Annotated in this window: 14 protein-coding genes and 1 tRNA gene; 11 read left to right on the top strand and 4 right to left on the bottom strand. The window is 68.6% G+C overall.

What is annotated here, in order from left to right; all coding sequences use genetic code 11:
- Nucleotides 1-2: 2 nt before the first annotated feature.
- From yidD to rpmH, 3 genes are read right to left on the bottom strand one after another with little or no spacing between them, the layout of a single operon-like run.
- Nucleotides 3-374, bottom strand: coding sequence for a membrane protein insertion efficiency factor YidD (yidD, locus tag TU30_RS33340; protein WP_078878017.1), 372 nt, complete (start codon nucleotides 372-374; stop codon nucleotides 3-5).
- Nucleotides 371-742 (bottom strand): ribonuclease P protein component, encoded by a 372-nt coding sequence (gene rnpA / locus TU30_RS33335; RefSeq protein WP_078878016.1) that lies wholly within the window; start codon nucleotides 740-742, stop codon nucleotides 371-373. Before rnpA ends, yidD begins: the two co-directional genes overlap by 4 nt.
- A 21-nt stretch (nucleotides 743-763) precedes the next feature.
- A complete protein-coding gene (gene rpmH, locus TU30_RS00735; RefSeq protein WP_042163181.1) occupies nucleotides 764-901 on the bottom strand; it encodes a 50S ribosomal protein L34 in 138 nt (45 codons plus the stop codon).
- A gap of 375 nt (nucleotides 902-1,276) precedes the next feature.
- On the opposite strand from rpmH, the gene dnaA reads away from it, so the two are divergent.
- The 9 genes from dnaA to TU30_RS00690 all read left to right on the top strand — a co-directional run bounded on the left by dnaA (nucleotide 1,277) and on the right by TU30_RS00690 (nucleotide 14,514).
- The gene (dnaA, locus tag TU30_RS00730) at nucleotides 1,277-3,253 is read left to right on the top strand and encodes a chromosomal replication initiator protein DnaA (RefSeq protein WP_078878015.1); all 1,977 of its coding nucleotides are present in this window, start codon (nucleotides 1,277-1,279) and stop codon (nucleotides 3,251-3,253) included.
- A 1,049-nt stretch (nucleotides 3,254-4,302) separates the two neighbouring features.
- Nucleotides 4,303-5,433 carry a DNA polymerase III subunit beta gene (dnaN, locus tag TU30_RS00725; RefSeq protein ID WP_042163176.1) on the top strand — a complete coding sequence of 377 codons (1,131 nt, stop codon included), beginning with the start codon at nucleotides 4,303-4,305 and terminating at the stop codon, nucleotides 5,431-5,433.
- Between the two features lie 298 nt (nucleotides 5,434-5,731).
- Nucleotides 5,732-6,607 (top strand): phosphogluconate dehydrogenase (NAD(+)-dependent, decarboxylating), encoded by an 876-nt coding sequence (gene gnd, locus TU30_RS00720; protein ID WP_042163174.1) that lies wholly within the window; start codon nucleotides 5,732-5,734, stop codon nucleotides 6,605-6,607.
- A 135-nt stretch (nucleotides 6,608-6,742) separates the two neighbouring features.
- Nucleotides 6,743-7,864: a DNA replication/repair protein RecF gene (gene recF / locus TU30_RS00715; RefSeq protein WP_042163172.1), complete on the top strand. Its 1,122-nt coding sequence runs from the start codon at nucleotides 6,743-6,745 to the stop codon at nucleotides 7,862-7,864.
- On the top strand, nucleotides 7,861-8,415 hold the full coding sequence (locus TU30_RS00710) for a DUF721 domain-containing protein (RefSeq protein ID WP_042163171.1): 555 nt from the start codon (nucleotides 7,861-7,863) through the stop codon (nucleotides 8,413-8,415). The genes recF and TU30_RS00710 overlap by 4 nt, the downstream gene beginning before the upstream one ends.
- A gap of 442 nt (nucleotides 8,416-8,857) precedes the next feature.
- Nucleotides 8,858-10,918 (top strand): DNA topoisomerase (ATP-hydrolyzing) subunit B, encoded by a 2,061-nt coding sequence (gene gyrB / locus TU30_RS00705; RefSeq protein WP_176726178.1) that lies wholly within the window; start codon nucleotides 8,858-8,860, stop codon nucleotides 10,916-10,918.
- 42 nt (nucleotides 10,919-10,960) lie between these two features.
- On the top strand, nucleotides 10,961-13,552 hold the full coding sequence (gene gyrA / locus TU30_RS00700) for a DNA gyrase subunit A (protein ID WP_042163168.1): 2,592 nt from the start codon (nucleotides 10,961-10,963) through the stop codon (nucleotides 13,550-13,552).
- 18 nt (nucleotides 13,553-13,570) lie between these two features.
- Nucleotides 13,571-14,317 (top strand): DUF3566 domain-containing protein, encoded by a 747-nt coding sequence (locus TU30_RS00695; RefSeq protein ID WP_078878013.1) that lies wholly within the window; start codon nucleotides 13,571-13,573, stop codon nucleotides 14,315-14,317.
- Between the two features lie 123 nt (nucleotides 14,318-14,440).
- A tRNA-Ile gene (locus TU30_RS00690) sits at nucleotides 14,441-14,514 on the top strand.
- Nucleotides 14,515-15,088: 574 nt separating this feature from the next.
- Here TU30_RS00690 and TU30_RS00685 read toward each other — a convergent pair.
- Nucleotides 15,089-15,466, bottom strand: a complete 378-nt coding sequence (locus TU30_RS00685; RefSeq protein ID WP_042163164.1) for a DUF6344 domain-containing protein — start codon at nucleotides 15,464-15,466, stop codon at nucleotides 15,089-15,091.
- Nucleotides 15,467-15,804: 338 nt separating this feature from the next.
- Here TU30_RS00685 and TU30_RS33320 point away from each other — a divergent pair, with 338 nt between their 5' ends.
- Complete coding sequence (locus TU30_RS33320; RefSeq protein WP_003999697.1) at nucleotides 15,805-15,933, top strand: DLW-39 family protein; 129 nt, start codon at nucleotides 15,805-15,807, stop codon at nucleotides 15,931-15,933.
- 221 nt (nucleotides 15,934-16,154) lie between these two features.
- Nucleotides 16,155-17,480, top strand: coding sequence for a hypothetical protein (locus tag TU30_RS00680; protein ID WP_370626538.1), 1,326 nt, complete (start codon nucleotides 16,155-16,157; stop codon nucleotides 17,478-17,480).
- Nucleotide 17,481: the final 1 nt, after the last annotated feature.

Genomic DNA, 17,481 nt, shown 5'->3' with positions numbered 1-17,481 from the left:
AATCATGCTCCTTGGGCATGGGGCGAGGTCTCTGCGGCCGGACTCGGAGAACTCGGACTCACGGGAGGGGTCCGTCCTTCGGTGGCCGGTTCGGCGGAGGCGGGCCCGCCCTTGCGTGCACGCCAGGCGTTACGCAACATTTCGTGCCACCGCGGGCGCTTGCGCGGCGGGACATGGTCCACCCCGCCCAGCGACCACGGATTGCACCGCAGGATGCGCCAAGCCGTGAGTGCTGTGCCCTTGACGGCACCGTGCCGGTCGATGGCCGTGTAGCCGTAGTGGGAACACGACGGGTAGTACTTGCATACAGGCCCGAGCAGAGGACTGATCGTCCACTGATAGAGCTTGATCAGAACCAGCAGCGGGTACTTCATCGCGTGCCCCCTCCCAGCAACCGCTGAAGAGCGGCATCCAGGTCTTGGGCCAGTTGTGCATGGTCGGCGTCACCTGCTCCGGGCAGCGCTCGTACGACTACCAGGCTACCGGGGGGCAGCAGGGCGACTCGATCGCGCATCAGGTGGCGAAGCCTGCGCTTCACCTTGTTCCGCACGACCGCGCCACCCACCGCCTTGCTTACGACGAAACCCGCACGCGTCGGGGCAGCGTTCTGCCCAGGCGCATGCGGGTCCGTGACACCGCTGCGTAGATGTACGACGAGGTGCCGGCTTCCGGCCCGGCGCCCCCGTCGTACCGCGGTCGCGAAGTCCTCGCGCAGCCTCAGCCGGTTCTCGGTGGGCAGCACGACGTCATGACCTGATCAGGATCAGGCGGACAGACGGGTGCGACCCTTGACACGGCGGGACGCGAGGATCGCGCGGCCGGCACGGGTGCGCATACGCAGCCGGAAGCCGTGGGTCTTGGCGCGACGACGGTTGTTCGGCTGGAAGGTGCGCTTGCTCACTCGGGGGCTCCAGAAAGAGTTCGTAGATTGCGGGGTGCCGTCCTGGCTGTCACCGTGCGCCCACGAGTAGCTCGCGTTACGCCCGAGTGCACCGCTGACCGATCATCTTGCGCGATCTGTGCCCATCGGAGGCAGGCGGCAGCAGCCATCGACAACTCGACCTCGTCACGGTACGCGCGGCTGCGCCATCCGGTCAAACCAGTCGCCGCCGGGAGACACTTGTCCACAGGCTGGGGACAACAACTTGAACCGTACCGGCCGCCCTGACTACCGTGGCCGAACTCCGATTCGTTCCTTTGTCCCTCCAGCAACCCTTTGAGAACCCAACCCGTCCCTGAACCACACGTTCGAGGGGCCTGTGAGAGAGCGTGCCCTGTGGCTGACGTACCTGCCGATCTTGCCGCAGTGTGGCCACGCGTATTGGAGCAGCTCCTCGGAGAGGGCCGGGGCCAGGGAGTGGAGGGAAAGGACGAACACTGGATCCGGCGCTGCCAGCCGTTGGCGCTGGTCGCCGACACCGCCCTGCTCGCCGTGCCGAACGAGTTCGCCAAGGGCGTCCTCGAGGGCCGTCTGGCACCAGTCGTCAGCGAGAGTCTGAGCCGCGAGTGCGGGCGCCCCATCCGTATCGCCATCACCGTCGACGACTCCGCGGGAGAGCCTCCGGCCCCGCTCGCTCCCCGCCCTCAGCCGCGCTACGAGGAAACCGAACTCCCGCCGGCCCGGCAGGACCGTCCGGACAGGCAGGAGCGCCAGGAGCGCCAGGAGCGCCAGGAGCGCCAGGAGCGCGAACAGTACGACAATTACGAAAGCTACGAGGGCTACGGCCGACGCCGCGCCGACCATCGTCCCGGACCACCGGGCGACCAGCTCCCCACCGCCCGCCCGGCCTACCCCTCGGAGTACCAGCGCCCGGAACCCGGCTCCTGGCCTCGCCCGGCGCAGGACGAATACAGCTGGCAGCAGCAGCGCCTCGGCTTCCCGGACGGCGATCCTTACGCCTCACCGTCCCAGGAGACGTACGGCTCCCAGGACGGCTACGGTGGCACTCCCTCGCAGGACTACCGCCCGCAGCCGCTGGAGCGTCCGTCCTACGAGCAGCAGCGCTCCGACTACGAGACATCACGCGCGGAGTACGACCGCAAGGACTACAACCGCGGCGACTACGACCAGCGCGACGCGGTCCGTCGCGAGCTGCCTGCGCCTCCCTCCGGCACCGGTCACGTCCATCGTGGCGGCCCCGTCGGCCCGAACCTGCCCGCCAGTGGTGCCCCCGGCCCGCTGGCCGCGCAGCCCGCGCCGGCAACCGGTCCCGGTGAACCGACCGCCCGGCTGAACCCGAAGTACCTCTTCGACACGTTCGTCATCGGCGCCTCCAACCGCTTCGCACACGCGGCGGCGGTGGCGGTGGCCGAGGCACCCGCGAAGGCCTACAACCCTCTCTTCATCTACGGGGAGTCCGGGCTCGGCAAGACGCACCTGCTGCACGCGATCGGACACTACGCACGCAGCCTCTATCCCGGCACCCGGGTGCGGTACGTGAGCTCGGAGGAGTTCACCAACGAATTCATCAACTCCATCCGCGACGGCAAGGGCGACAGCTTCCGCAAGCGGTACCGGGAAATGGACATCCTGCTGGTCGACGACATCCAGTTCCTCGCGGACAAGGAGTCGACGCAGGAGGAGTTCTTCCACACCTTCAACACACTGCACAACGCCAACAAGCAGATTGTGCTCTCCAGTGACCGGCCGCCCAAGCAGCTGGTCACGCTGGAGGACCGGCTGCGCAACCGTTTCGAATGGGGCCTGATCACCGACGTCCAGCCGCCGGAGCTGGAGACGCGGATCGCGATCCTGCGCAAGAAGGCGGTGCAGGAGCAGCTCAACGCCCCGCCGGAGGTACTGGAGTTCATCGCCTCCCGGATCTCGCGGAACATCCGTGAGCTGGAGGGCGCGCTGATCCGGGTGACGGCCTTCGCCTCGCTCAACCGGCAGCCGGTGGACCTCGGGCTGACCGAGATCGTCCTGAAGGACCTGATGCCCGGCGGGGACGACTCCTCGCCGGAGATCACCTCGACGGCCATCATGGGCGCGACCGCCGACTACTTCGGGCTCACGGTCGAGGACCTCTGCGGCACCTCGCGTGGACGCGCGCTGGTGACCGCGCGGCAGATCGCGATGTACCTGTGCCGTGAGCTGACCGACCTGTCGCTGCCGAAGATCGGCGCGCTGTTCGGGGGCCGTGACCATACGACGGTGATGCACGCGGACCGGAAGATCCGCAATCTGATGGCGGAGCGGCGCTCCATCTACAACCAGGTCACCGAACTCACCAACCGCATCAAGGCCGGCTAGGCACTCACCGAGTGCCCGTCGCGGCACGAGGGAGTCCCACGCCCGTGCACAGCAGTCGGAGGCTTCCCCCCTCAGAGGCCGGCTTGGCCCCCTCCGAGGCATTCAGAGACGCAGGAAGGGCGTCCCCGGACCACATCCGGGGACGCCCTTCCGTGTCGTCCGCAGCCGGGCCCCGCCGATCCTCCCCCTCAGCCGTCTCCTCCCGTCCTCCCGTCGAGTCTCTGTCAGGTCGTCGTCGGCCGCGCCGTCCTCGAGGTCCCGTCCGCTGTTCGATTTCAGCGCCGGGTTACGGCCTTCCTCCACAGATTCGTCAAGTTTTTCCCGTCCACATCCTGGGGACCGCAAAGTTGTCCCGATCCTGTCCACAGGGCCGCCAAACGGGGGACGATCGAGCCAGGTCAACCGGCTGTGGATTCGTGGACAAGCGATCCCCACAGGCTGTGGACAGAACGATGATCCACAGCCTGTGTACAAAGTTGTCCACAGATGATCCACAGGCTGGGCCTGCTTGTCCCCAGCGATCATGCACTTCTCCACACGCCTGTCCACTGTTCGGCAACGTGACGCGCCCCCTCACCGGGTCGAGTGAAAGGCGTCACACCAAGGTGCCGAGGGGACCTGTGGGAAAGACCGGCAAACCTGGGGACGGAGCTGGGGACAACTCGGTCCAACCTGTGCACGGAGTGTGCAGAACTTTCTGTTCTCCACAGAAACCCCGAGTTGTCCACCGGCTCCGCCCACAGGGGCAGTGGACAAAATCTGGGCTCTGAGCTGGGAAAACGAGGTTATCCACGGTATCCACAGGCCCTACTACTACTCCCAACTAGAGAGAGTGAGGAATCCGTTTCGAAGAGGGTCCTGTGCACAACTCACCGCTTCGCCGCCGACTGCCCCTCGTCACGACTTGACCCCGAGGGGCGCCTACTGTCAGTGCGGTGCGTCAGACTGTTCCCGGTGTCCTTCCCCTCCCAGAGGCCGACGACACCGGGTCAGATGACGAAGGCGAAGCAGGGCGCGAGAACGCCGGCAACAGCAGGAGGCGGCTTACGGTGAAGATCCGGGTGGAACGCGACGTACTCGCGGAGGCAGTGGCCTGGGCGGCGCGCAGCCTCCCGGCCCGTCCGCCGGCGCCGGTCCTCGCAGGCCTGCTGCTGAAGGCCGAGGCGGGACAGCTGAGCCTGTCCAGCTTCGACTACGAGGTCTCCGCGCGGGTCTCGGTGGAGGCGGAGGTCGAGGAGGAGGGCACGGTTCTCGTCTCGGGCCGACTGCTCGCCGACATCTCCCGCGCCCTGCCGAACCGGCCGGTGGAGATTTCCACAGACGGTGTGCGGGCGACGGTGGTCTGCGGCTCCTCTCGGTTCACGCTCCACACGCTGCCGGTGGAGGAGTACCCGGCCCTGCCGCAGATGCCGAACGCGACGGGCACGGTTCCCGGCGAGGTCTTCGCTTCCGCCGTGCAGCAGGTCGCCATCGCGGCAGGCCGCGACGACACCCTGCCCGTCCTGACCGGTGTCCGCATCGAGATCGAGGGCGACACGGTGACGCTGGCCTCCACCGACCGCTACCGCTTCGCGGTCCGGGAGTTCCTGTGGAAGCCGGAGAACCCGGAGGCCTCGGCCGTCGCCCTGGTCCCGGCCAAGACGCTTCTGGACACTGCCAAGGCGCTGACCAGTGGCGACCAGGTGATCCTGGCTCTGTCCGGCTCGGGTGCGGGGGAGGGCCTGATCGGATTCGAAGGCGCGGGCCGACGCACGACCACGCGGCTGCTGGAGGGTGACCTCCCGAAGTACCGCACGCTGTTCCCGACCGAGTTCAACAGCGTCGCCGTCATCGAGACCGCCCCCTTCGTGGAGGCCGTCAAGCGTGTGGCCCTGGTCGCCGAGCGCAACACCCCGGTGCGGCTCAGCTTCGAGCAGGGAGTGCTCATCCTGGAGGCCGGTTCCAGCGACGACGCACAGGCTGTGGAAAGGGTCGACGCGCAGCTGGAGGGCGACGACATCTCGATCGCCTTCAATCCCACGTTCCTGCTGGACGGCCTGAGCGCCATCGACTCCCCGGTGGCACAGCTGTCGTTCACCACGTCCACCAAGCCCGCCCTGCTCAGCGGCAGGCCTGCGGTGGACGCGGAGGCGGACGACGCCTACAAGTACCTGATCATGCCGGTGCGACTCAGCGGCTGAGCTCGCCCGCCCGTCCGTGGCCGCCCGCGTCGGTCCACAGGTGTGCACAGTGCTTCCGGGCCCGGTGGACAGCGGACCGCGCGTGTGGGTACCGGATCGCACCGGACCCGGAAGGGACGGAGAGCGGCAGGAAGAGGGCTGGTCGGCCGACGCAGGTGAAACCGCAGGTAAGGGCGTACGCCTGAGCGCGTATGCCCACAGATGTGCGTGAGCGCCCGGGTTTAGGGTCGGTGCGGTACGTAAGTGCCGCGGCACACTCGTGCCGCCACGCCACGTCGCAACCTAAGGAACACAACTGATGGAGCTCGGTCTCGTCGGCCTCGGCAAGATGGGCGGCAACATGCGCGAGCGGATTCGTCGCGCGGGCCACACCGTCCTCGGATACGACCGCAACCCGGACCTCGCCGATGTCCACAGCCTGGAAGAACTGGTGGGCAAGCTCGAGGGCCCGCGTGTGGTCTGGGTGATGGTCCCGGCAGGCGAGGCCACCCAGTCGACCATCGACGAACTCGCGGTGCTGCTGCAGCCCGGCGATGTCGTCGTGGACGGCGGCAACTCCCGCTGGACCGACGACGAGAAGCACGCCGGGGAACTGGCGGCCAAGGGCATAGGCTTCGTCGACTGCGGTGTCTCCGGCGGCGTCTGGGGCCTGGAGAACGGCTACGCGCTGATGTACGGCGGCGACAAGGAGCACGTCGCCAAGGTGCAGCCGGTTTTCGACGCCCTCAAGCCGGAGGGCGACTTCGGCTCGGTGCACGCCGGCAAGGTCGGCGCCGGCCACTTCGCCAAGATGGTTCACAACGGCATCGAGTACGCGATGATGCAGGCCTATGCCGAGGGCTGGGAGCTGCTGGAGAAGGTCGACTCGGTGACCGATGTCCGGGAGGTCTTCCGTTCCTGGCAGGAGGGCACGGTCATCCGCTCCTGGCTGCTCGACCTCGCGGTGAACGCACTGCACGAGGACGAGCACCTGGAGGACCTCCGGGGATACGCGCAGGACTCCGGTGAGGGACGCTGGACCGTGGAGGCCGCGATCGACAACGCGGTCCCGCTGCCGGCGATCACCGCGTCACTGTTCGCGCGGTTCTCCTCCCGCCAGGAGGACTCGCCGCAGATGAAGATGATCGCGGCGCTGCGCAACCAGTTCGGCGGCCACACGGTCGAGAAGAAGTAACCCGCGGAGCAGCAGTCCACGGAGCAGCCGGGGCAGCCACGGGCTGATCGGTCAGGGCCGTTCCGGGGCTGCCGTCCAGAGGGCCCACAGGACCGCACGACGGTCCACAACGCCGGGGGAGGTCGGCGAACGATCATGCATGTCACGCATCTGTCGCTGGCCGATTTCCGGTCCTATCCCCGGGTCGAGGTCCCGCTCGACCCGGGGGTCACGGCCTTCGTCGGCCCCAATGGGCAGGGCAAGACGAACCTCGTCGAGGCGGTCGGCTATCTCGCCACCCTCGGCAGCCACCGTGTCTCCTCCGACGCCCCGCTGGTCCGCATGGGTGCCGAGCGCGCAATCATCCGGGCCCAGGTCCGGCAGGGCGAGCGGCAGCAGCTCGTCGAGCTGGAGCTGAACCCGGGCCGCGCCAACCGCGCCCGGATCAACAGGTCCTCCCAGGTCAGGCCCCGGGACGTGCTGGGGATCGTCCGCACGGTCCTGTTCGCGCCCGAGGACCTGGCCCTGGTCAAGGGCGATCCCGGTGAGCGGCGTCGGTTCCTGGACGAGCTGATCACCGCCCGCTCCCCGCGCATGGCCGGTGTCCGTTCCGACTACGACCGTGTCCTCAAACAGCGGAACACGCTGCTGAAGTCGGCCGCGCTGGCCCGCCGCCACGGCGGGCGCACCATGGATCTGTCCACCCTCGACGTCTGGGACCAGCATCTCGCGCGTGTGGGTGCCGAACTGCTGGCCCAGCGGCTGGATCTGATCGCCGCGATCCAGCCACTCGCCGACAAGGCGTACGAACAGCTCGCGCCGGGCGGCGGTCCCCTCGCGCTGGAGTACAAGCCGTCGGCCCCCGGGGAGGCGCACACGCGCGAGGACCTGTTCGAGCAGATGTCGGCCGCGCTCGCCGAGGCGCGCAAGCAGGAGGTCGAACGGGGTGTCACCCTGGTCGGCCCGCACCGCGACGATCTGCTGCTCAATCTGGGCCGGCTGCCGGCCAAGGGCTATGCCTCCCACGGCGAGTCCTGGTCCTACGCGCTGGCCCTGCGCCTGGCCTCCTACGACCTGCTGCGCGCCGAGGGCAACGAGCCGGTGCTGGTCCTCGACGACGTCTTCGCCGAGCTGGACACCCGCCGTCGTGAGCGTCTCGCCGAGCTGGTCGCGCCCGGTGAGCAGGTGCTGGTGACCGCGGCCGTCGACGACGACGTCCCCCATGTGCTGTCGGGGACGCGGTTCGCGGTGGCCGAGGGGGCGGTGCAGCGGGTATGAGCGAGCCCGACGGGCCCGAGGGCACCCCCGCGGGAGCTCAGGAGGCGACTCCCGAGCCCTCGGGTGTCGACCTGGCGCGTGTGGCGTTGCGTGCGGCGAAGGAGGCGGCACGCGCGCGGGGAGACGTGGCGCAGCAGAAGAAGCTGGCACGGCGCGGTGGCCTGCGCTCGGGTGCGCGCGGGGACCGGCGCGATCCCATGGCGCTCGGCGCGGCGATCAACCGGCTGCTCACCGAGCGCGGATGGGAGGCCCCGGCTGCGGTGGGCGGTGTGATGGGGCGCTGGCCGGAGATCGTCGGTGAGGACGTGGCCAAGCACTGCGAGCCGGAGCGTTACGACGAGGACGAGCGGGTCCTGGTCGTGCGCTGCGACTCCACCGCGTGGGCGACGAATCTGCGGCTGCTCGCCCCGACCCTGGTCGCCCGGCTGAACGAGGACCTGGGCCACGGCACGGTGAGGCTGATCAAGGTCAACGGACCGGGTGGTCCGGCTCGCCGTTACGGCCCGCTGCGCGCCCCCGGGAGCACCGGCCCGGGTGACACGTACGGGTGACCGGGGCCCGTTCAGGGCTGTTTTCCAGGCCTCCCACGCCATGGTGACCGACGTCACACCGAGGGGTTCCGGGGGCGTGCCCGGCCCCGGGGGACCTCTTTCGTCGCGTCCCGGGCGGGGGGCCGGATCGCCACCTGACTCGTAAGTAGCCAAGGGTGGACGGTCGGAAGCGCTGGGTGCCCTCGTGAGCCTCTTGGAGCCCCCATCCGCATATCGGGAGTCGGACGAGACCGGTTGAGGGCGGCACATGCGGACTCAGGTACCGGCAAACCCCCATCGATGTCCGCGCTACCGGTAGACTGGAAGCAATCCCGCCCCGATCGTGGGGACCGCCCGGGAAAAGCTGAGCAACGCTGATCAAGGCTTATCAACGCAACATGCCGCAGCCGCTCCGGCAACCCGCCGCCGAGCCTGGCTCGTGGTGTGCCAGAAAGGGCGCTTCGTGGCCGATTCCGGCAACCCCAACGAGAACATCCCGTCCACCGACACCGGCGCGCAGAACGAGGCGACCGCCCTCAACGGCGAGATCACCGCTTCGTACGACGCCAGCGCCATCACCGTCCTCGAGGGTCTGGACGCGGTCCGCAAGCGACCCGGCATGTACATCGGCTCGACCGGTGAACGAGGGCTGCACCACTTGGTGCAGGAGGTTGTCGACAACTCCGTCGACGAGGCGCTGGCCGGGCACGCGGACACGATCGATGTGACGGTCCTGGCCGACGGCGGTGTCCGGGTCGTCGACAACGGCCGCGGCATCCCGGTGGACATCGTCCCCTCGGAGAACAAGCCGGCCGTCGAGGTCGTGCTGACCGTGCTGCACGCGGGCGGCAAGTTCGGCGGCGGCGGATACGCGGTCTCCGGCGGTCTGCACGGCGTCGGTGTCTCCGTGGTGAACGCCCTGTCGAGCAGGGTCTCCGTGGAGATCAAACGCGACGGCCACCGCTGGACGCAGGACTACAAGATGGGCGTCCCCACGGCCCCGCTGGTCCAGCAGGAGGCCACGGACGAGACCGGGACCACGGTCACCTTCTGGGCCGACCCGGACATCTTCGAGACCACCGAGTACTCCTTCGAGACGCTGTCGCGGCGTTTCCAGGAGATGGCGTTCCTCAACAAGGGTCTGCGGATCAACCTCACCGACGAGCGCGAGTCGGCGAAGGCGACCGCCGGGGCGGACGAGGCGGGCGAGGACGAGAAGTACGAGGTCAAGACCGTCTCGTACCACTACGAGGGCGGCATCGTCGACTTCGTGAAGTACCTCAACTCGCGCAAGGGCGACGTGGTGCACCCCACCGTGATCGACCTCGAGGCCGAGGACAAGGAGAAGCTCCTGTCCCTCGAGGTCGCCATGCAGTGGAACAGCGGCTACACCGAGGGCGTCTACTCCTTCGCCAACATCATCCACACCCATGAGGGCGGTACGCACGAAGAGGGCTTCCGTGCGGCGCTCACCTCGCTCATCAACAAGTACGCGCGCGACAAGAGGCTGCTGCGCGAGAAGGACGACAACCTCACGGGCGACGACATCCGCGAGGGTCTGACCGCGATCATCTCGGTCAAGCTGAGCGAGCCCCAGTTCGAGGGCCAGACCAAGACCAAGCTCGGCAACACCGAGGTGAAGACCTTCGTCCAGAAGGTCGTCTACGAGCACCTGGCGGACTGGCTGGACCGCAACCCCAACGAGGCCGCGGACATCATCCGCAAGGGCATCGCGGCGGCCACCGCGCGTGTGGCGGCCCGCAAGGCCCGCGACCTCACCCGTCGCAAGGGCCTGCTGGAGTCGGCGTCCCTGCCGGGCAAGCTCTCGGACTGCCAGTCGAACGACCCCATCAAGTGCGAGATCTTCATCGTCGAGGGCGACTCCGCCGGCGGTTCGGCCAAGTCCGGCCGGAATCCGCAGTACCAGGCGATCCTCCCGATCCGGGGCAAGATCCTCAACGTCGAGAAGGCACGCATCGACCGGATCCTGCAGAACCAGGAGATCCAGGCGATGATCTCCGCGTTCGGCACCGGTGTGCACGAGGACTTCGACATCGAGAAGCTCCGCTATCACAAGATCATCTTGATGGCGGACGCCGACGTCGACGGCCAGCACATCAACACCCTGTTGCTGACGTTCCTGTTCCGCTTCATGCGGCCGCTGGTCGAGGCCGGGCACGTGTTCCTCTCCCGCCCCCCGCTCTACAAGATCAAGTGGGGCCGGGACGACTTCGAGTACGCGTACTCCGACCGCGAGCGTGACGCGCTGATCGAGCTGGGCCGCCAGACCGGCAAGCGTATCCGTGAGGACTCCGTCCAGCGCTTCAAGGGTCTCGGCGAGATGAACGCCGAGGAACTGCGCATCACCACGATGGACCAGGAGCACCGCGTCCTCGGCCAGGTCACCCTGGACGACGCCGCGCAGGCCGACGACCTGTTCTCCGTCCTCATGGGCGAGGACGTGGAGGCCCGCCGCCAGTTCATCCAGCGCAACGCCAAGGACGTCCGCTTCCTCGACATCTGAGTCGGTCTCAGCTGACCGCACCAGGAAGGATCTTCACCAGCAATGACCGACGAGAACACTCCCGTCACGCCCGAAGAGGACGGCCTCGCCCTGCGCGTCGAGCCCGTCGGGCTCGAGACGGAGATGCAGCGTTCGTACCTCGACTACGCGATGTCCGTCATCGTCTCGCGCGCGCTGCCGGACGTCCGTGACGGCCTCAAGCCCGTCCACCGCCGTGTGCTGTACGCCATGTACGACGGCGGATACCGGCCCGAGCGCGGCTTCTACAAGTGCGCGCGCGTCGTCGGCGACGTCATGGGCAACTACCACCCGCACGGCGACTCCTCGATCTACGACGCGCTGGTCCGCCTCGCGCAGCCGTGGTCGATGCGGATGCCTCTGGTCGACTCCAACGGCAACTTCGGCTCCCCGGGCAACGACCCCGCCGCGGCCATGCGGTACACCGAGTGCAAGATGGCGCCGCTGTCGATGGAGATGGTCCGCGACATCGACGAGGAGACCGTCGACTTCACGGACAACTACGACGGCCGCTCCCAGGAGCCGACCGTCCTGCCGGCCCGCTTCCCGAACCTGCTGATCAACGGGTCGGCCGGCATCGCGGTCGGTATGGCGACCAACATTCCGCCGCACAACCTGCGTGAGGTCGCGGCCGGCGCCCAGTGGTACCTGGAGCACCACGAGGCGTCGAACGAGGAGCTGCTCGACGCGCTCATCGAGCGGATCAAGGGCCCCGACTTCCCGACCGGCGCCCTGGTGGTGGGCCGCAAGGGCATCGAAGAGGCGTACCGGACGGGCCGCGGCTCGATCACCATGCGCGCGGTGGTCGCGGTCGAGGAGATCCAGAACCGCCAGTGCCTGGTGGTCACCGAGCTGCCGTACCAGACCAACCCCGACAACCTCGCGCAGAAGATCGCCGACCTGGTGAAGGACGGCAAGGTCGGCGGCATCGCGGACGTCCGCGACGAGACGTCGTCCCGCACCGGCCAGCGCCTGGTCATCGTGCTCAAGCGGGACGCGGTCGCCAAGGTCGTCCTGAACAACCTCTACAAGCACACCGACCTGCAGACGAACTTCGGCGCCAACATGCTGGCCCTGGTCGACGGCGTGCCCCGCACGCTCTCCCTGGACGCGTTCATCCGCCACTGGGTGAACCACCAGATCGAGGTCGTCGTCCGCCGTACGCGCTTCAGGCTGCGCAAGGCCGAGGAGCGCGCGCACATCCTGCGGGGCCTGCTGAAGGCCCTGGACGCCATCGACGAGGTCATCGCGCTGATCCGGCGCAGTGACACCGCCGAGATCGCGCGCGGGGGCCTGATGGGCCTCCTGCAGATCGACGAGATCCAGGCCAACGCGATCCTGGAGATGCAGCTCCGCCGACTGGCGGCACTGGAACGCCAGAAGATCGTCCAGGAGCACGACGAACTCCAGGCGAAGATCAACGAGTACAACCAGATCCTCGCCTCCCCGGCCCGCCAGCGCGGGATCGTCAGCGCGGAACTGGCCGCACTGGTCGAGAAGTACGGTGACGACCGCAAGACGAAGCTGATCCCCTATGAAGGCGACATGTCCATCGAGGACCTGATCGCCGAGGAGGACATCGTCGTCACGGTCACGCGCGGTGGCTACATCAAGCGCACCAAGACCGACGACTACCGGGCCCAGAAGCGGGGCGGCAAGGGCGTACGGGGCGCGAAGCTCAAGGAAGACGACATCGTCAACCACTTCTTCGTGTCCACCACGCACCACTGGCTGCTGTTCTTCACCAACAAGGGCCGGGTCTACCGGGCGAAGGCGTACGAACTGCCCGACGCCGGCCGGGACGCGCGCGGTCAGCACGTGGCGAACCTGCTGGCCTTCCAGCCGGACGAGGCGATCGCCCAGATCCTCGCGATCCGCGACTACGAGGCGGTGCCCTACCTGGTCCTTGCCACGAAGGCGGGCCTGGTGAAGAAGACGCCGCTGAAGGACTATGATTCGCCGCGCTCGGGCGGTGTGATCGCGATCAACCTGCGGGAGCAGGAGGACGGTTCCGACGATGAACTGATCGGGGCCGAACTTGTCTCGTCGGATGATGATCTACTACTGATCAGCAAGAAGGCGCAGTCGATCCGCTTCACCGCGACCGACGAAACTTTGCGGCCCATGGGCCGTGCGACTTCGGGTGTAAAGGGCATGAGTTTCCGCGAAGGGGACGAACTGCTCTCGATGAATGTTGTTCGACCCGGTACGTTCGTGTTCACTGCCACAGACGGCGGGTACGCGAAGCGGACCGCTGTCGACGAGTACCGCGTCCAGGGTCGCGGCGGCCTCGGCATCAAGGCCGCCAAGATCGTCGAGGATCGTGGAACTCTCGTCGGTGCGCTGGTGGTCGAGGAGACCGACGAGATCCTCGCCATCACGCTGTCGGGCGGTGTGATCCGTACGCGAGTCAGCGGGGTCAGGGAGACGGGCCGTGACACCATGGGCGTCCAACTGATCAATCTGGGCAAGCGCGATGCCGTGGTCGGCATCGCCCGTAACGCCGAGGCGGGACGCGAGGCGGAGGAAGTCGACGGCGACGTGGCCGTGGACGAGACCGATGAAGGTGCCGTGACCACCGGCACGGTCGAGGGTGAGGCGCCCTCGGCCGAGTAGCACGAGGAGTGAGTCAGCGTGAGCGGAGCCACGGGCGCCGGACCGACCGGTACCAGTACGGGCACGGACGGCGGTGACCGTGGCTCTGCAGCGCGGGCGACGGATCCGCACACGACCAACCTGAAAGCGATCAAGTCGCCCGGCAAGGACTCGCCTTCGTCCGACAGACATGGATCCCAGGGGGGGACTGTGACGGACACCCGAGGCCGGCAGCAGAGCACGCCCGGACAGGGCGCCGCTGCTCAGGCGGCCTCACCGCTGCTGCCGGGGGAACGGCGGCAGCAGCAGGCGGAGCCGTACCACCCGCCGCAGGCCTACCCGGCGCAGGCGGGCACGGCAGAGGGCCAGACCGGCGCGGTACGCCGCCCGCGCACCGGGGCGCGCACCACACCGCGCGTGCGCAAGGCGCGCCTGCGGGTGGCCAAGGCCGACCCCTGGTCGGTGATGAAGGTCAGCTTCCTGCTCTCCATCGCCCTGGGCATCTGCACGATCGTCGCGTCCGCGGTGCTGTGGATGGTCATGGACGCGATGGGCGTCTTCTCCACCGTCGGCGGCACCATCTCCGAGGCGACCGGCTCCAACGAGTCGAACGGCTTCGACCTCCAGTCGTTCCTGTCGCTGCCCAACGTGCTGCTGTTCACGACGGTCATCGCGGTCATCGACGTCGTCCTGGCGACGGCCCTGGCGACCCTCGGCGCGTTCATCTACAACCTCTCCGCGGGTTTCGTCGGCGGCGTCGAACTGACGCTGGCCGAGGACGAGTGAGAGCGGCGCCCGGCGCCTTCCCGGCCTGCTCCGACGCCCTCCCGGTAATCGATTTTGGGACTGCCCCGGTCGTGCGCTAATCTTCAGGAGTCAGCGCGCGGGACATACACCGCAGAGCGCGGCGGGGCTATAGCTCAGTTGGTTAGAGCGCATCCCTGATAAGGATGAGGCCACAGGTTCAAATCCTGTTAGCCCCACACATTATTGCGAGACCCCCGGTCGATACGGCCGGGGGTCTTCTGCGTCCCCGAGGGGTGCTGTGTCCGGGGCTGCGGTGTCCGGTGCCGTGTGCGGTGCGGCTGGAGGGGTGTGTTCAGCAGTGGGTGTGGGCATGCGGGGCCGGCCTCGGCCGGTGGTGCGGCCGTGAGGGCGTCGCGGTGGTTCTGTTCCGCCCGGGTTCGTTTCCACCGGCCTGTTCTGCCCTGGGGCGCGGCTTGGACGCCTTGCTTCCTGCCGTACGTTGCCGTGAGCCGTGAGCCGTGAGCCGTGAGCCGTGAGCCGTGAGCCGTGAGCCGTGAGCCGTGAGCCGTGAGCCGTGAGCCGTGAGCCGTGAGCCGTGAGCCAGGGAGTGTGCTGGGGAGTGTGCTGGGACTTTCGGCCCTGATGAATCCGGTGGGTGTGAGTGTGAGGGCATGAGGAGGGCCCGGCTGCTCGGGTTCGAGCGGCCGGGCGGTCCTTCGCGTGCCGTCGGGGTTTGTACGCGAGTTCGCCGGTACTTCGGGGAGCCGGAACGGCACGGGAGGAGTGTGGTGGGGCTCCAGGCTCCAGGGCTCAGCGCTGGAGCGGGAGATGGCCCCTGGGGGGTTCTGCGGGGGACGTGGTGTCGTCGTCGGAGCAGTTCGTGGGGGCGGTCGGGTCAAGGGCCGGGGCCGGGTTCGTGAGACGGCGGCTGCGGCAGCCGGGGGACGCGCCGTGGGCCTCCGCGCGGATGCGCTGTTTCATCGTGGGAGGCAGGGCCGCAGCATGGGACCAGGGCCGGGTGGACGCCGTCGGCGCCGTCACGTCCGGGGCGTTCTCGCTGTTGCGCGTCGTCTCGCTCCGGGGTACGGCCGCCGAGGCGGTCGTGGTGACGAGTCCGAGCGCCGTGCACAGCGCGAGGAAGGCGGTGACGAGGGCGGTCCACAGCTTCATGACCTTGTTCCGGGCCATTGGCCTCTCACTTTCGGGTCGGGCGATTTGCGTACTTTCCTCATGATGTGTATGCAGAGCCCGAAGTGGTGGACCTGTGCCCGTGGCGCGTCGATGTTCAGATGAACACCACCCGGATAGGCGCAAGAGGGGCGAAAAGCGGAAGATCGCGGAGGGAGGCGGCGAAAATCACCGACCGTGCGGAGGCGGTCACCCTCCGGCCCGGCCGGTCTTCCCCGCTTCTACTGCGCAGTAAGGAAGGGCAGTTGGCGGGCCGAAGCAGGTCACCGATCGGTCTCGGCCGGTGTGTATAGTCGGGCGCCAGAGGTCCCCTACGTCAAGAAAGACGAGGTCGCGCGGTGAAGAAGCTTCTCCTGGTCGCACTGGCCGCCATCGGCGGGCTCCTCGTGTACCGCCAGATCCAGGCGGATCGCGCCGAGCAGGATCTGTGGACGGAGGCGACTGACTCCGTGCCCACGGGTTCGTGAGTACCGACATACGACGCTGAACAGACCCCGGCCGCGCTCGCGGTCGGGGTTTTGTGCGCTGGGGGCCTTGCCGACGCCCCTTGCCCGCGGGGCAGGATGGTCACGGTGCGACATCCGGCGACGACGAGGAGTGGCGCGTGAGGGCACGGCGGTGTACTGCGTGGGGGCGGCGTGCACGGGCGGCACGAAGCAGCCGGGCCTCGACCGCCGGACGCGCCGGAGTGGCGACGCTCGCGGTGGTGCTGCTGACGGGGATGCCGGGCCTGCCCGCAGGGCAGGAGGCGGTCGCCGCCGGGACTCCTGGAACGTATGCCTTCGACGAGGGCGCGCCGCGGGTCGAAGGAGCCCTGAGCACCGCGGACGCCGTACAACTGGAGGCAGGCCGCACCTACCGGAGCACCCTCCCGGCGAGCGGTCCGGTCCACTACCGTCTGGAACTCGACGACACCTCGAGCGTCTACGTCTCCGCCACCGCCGTCCCGCCGGGGGGCGGCACCGCCGCCGTCGTCGACGGAGTCGAAGTGTCCGTACAGGACGGTGACGGCCGCTCCTGTGATGTGGACACGGCGACCTTCGGCGCCGCGGCCAGTCCGCACCCGGTCGCCGCGTGGGCCGCGCGCGAGATCTCCCCCAGGCGGTCCCTCTGCAAGGACGCCGGCACGTACTACGTGGCCGTCGAACGCGCGGATCCGGACGGGAAGGGCGCCTCCCCCGACGCCTGGGCGTTGGAGCTCACCACCGTGTCGGAACCGCGGTCGGCGCAGGCCGGGGCGACGGCCCCGCCGGACGCGTGGAACTCCGCCTCGCCCGAGCCCGTCGCCGGAGAGGCCCGACGGCGCGCCGGCGGCGCCGGTTTCGCCGAGGCCACCCCACTCGGAGAAGGAGTCTGGCGGGACGACATCCGGCCCGGACAAACGCTTTTTTACAAGGTTCCGGTCGGCTGGGGCCGGCAGTTCAACGCCACCGCCGAACTGGGCAGTTCGAGTTCGGACGGTACCGGATTCGTTCCCGCGGCCCTGGACCTGGACCTCTACAACCCCGTACGCGGGCATGTCGCGGACATGGGCGTCGGATACGACGGCAGGCAGAAGTCGGACAGCCTTGCCCCGCTGCCCCCCGTCGCGTACGCCAATCGCCATGCCCCCACCGGCCAGGTCGCGGCGATGCGCTTCGCCGGCTCGTACTACCTCGTCGCGCACTTCGCGGAGAAGGTCGCGGACGACTTCGGCGACGCGCCCGTCCCGCTGACGCTGCGGGTACGCGTGAGCGGTGCGGCACAGGACGGGCCCGGGTACGCGGGGGAGCCCGTGCCGGCGGACGTTTTCGCGGTGGGCGAGGAGGACCGCGAGGCAGCGGCGGACGGGCAGGCGGCGGGCCCGGGACCGGGGGACGGCACCGCGATGACGGCGCTCGCGGTGGGCGGTATCGGCACCGGCAGCGCACTACTGGTGGGCCTCGGTGTGTGGACGGTGGTGGCTCGGCGGAGGGCGGTCTCCCCGCATGGGAAAGGCAGTTCCTGGCAGGGCGGTTTCCGGGGGCGGCCGTGAG

Source organism: Streptomyces sp. NBRC 110035 (genome assembly GCF_000829695.1).
Classification (GTDB): domain Bacteria; phylum Actinomycetota; class Actinomycetes; order Streptomycetales; family Streptomycetaceae; genus Streptomyces.
This window is presented reverse-complemented; position numbering and strand designations above follow the sequence as displayed.

Excerpts from the sequence above, each read along its gene's own strand:
- gnd (WP_042163174.1), top strand. The coding sequence starts at position 5,732 with ATGGAGCTCGGTCTCGTCGGCCTCGGCAAGATGGGCGGCAACATGCGC.
- yidD (WP_078878017.1), bottom strand. The coding sequence starts at position 374 with ATGAAGTACCCGCTGCTGGTTCTGATCAAGCTCTATCAGTGGACGATC.
- TU30_RS00710 (WP_042163171.1), top strand. The coding sequence starts at position 7,861 with ATGAGCGAGCCCGACGGGCCCGAGGGCACCCCCGCGGGAGCTCAGGAG.
- gyrA (WP_042163168.1), top strand. The coding sequence starts at position 10,961 with ATGACCGACGAGAACACTCCCGTCACGCCCGAAGAGGACGGCCTCGCC.
- TU30_RS00685 (WP_042163164.1), bottom strand. The coding sequence starts at position 15,466 with ATGGCCCGGAACAAGGTCATGAAGCTGTGGACCGCCCTCGTCACCGCC.
- recF (WP_042163172.1), top strand. The coding sequence starts at position 6,743 with ATGCATGTCACGCATCTGTCGCTGGCCGATTTCCGGTCCTATCCCCGG.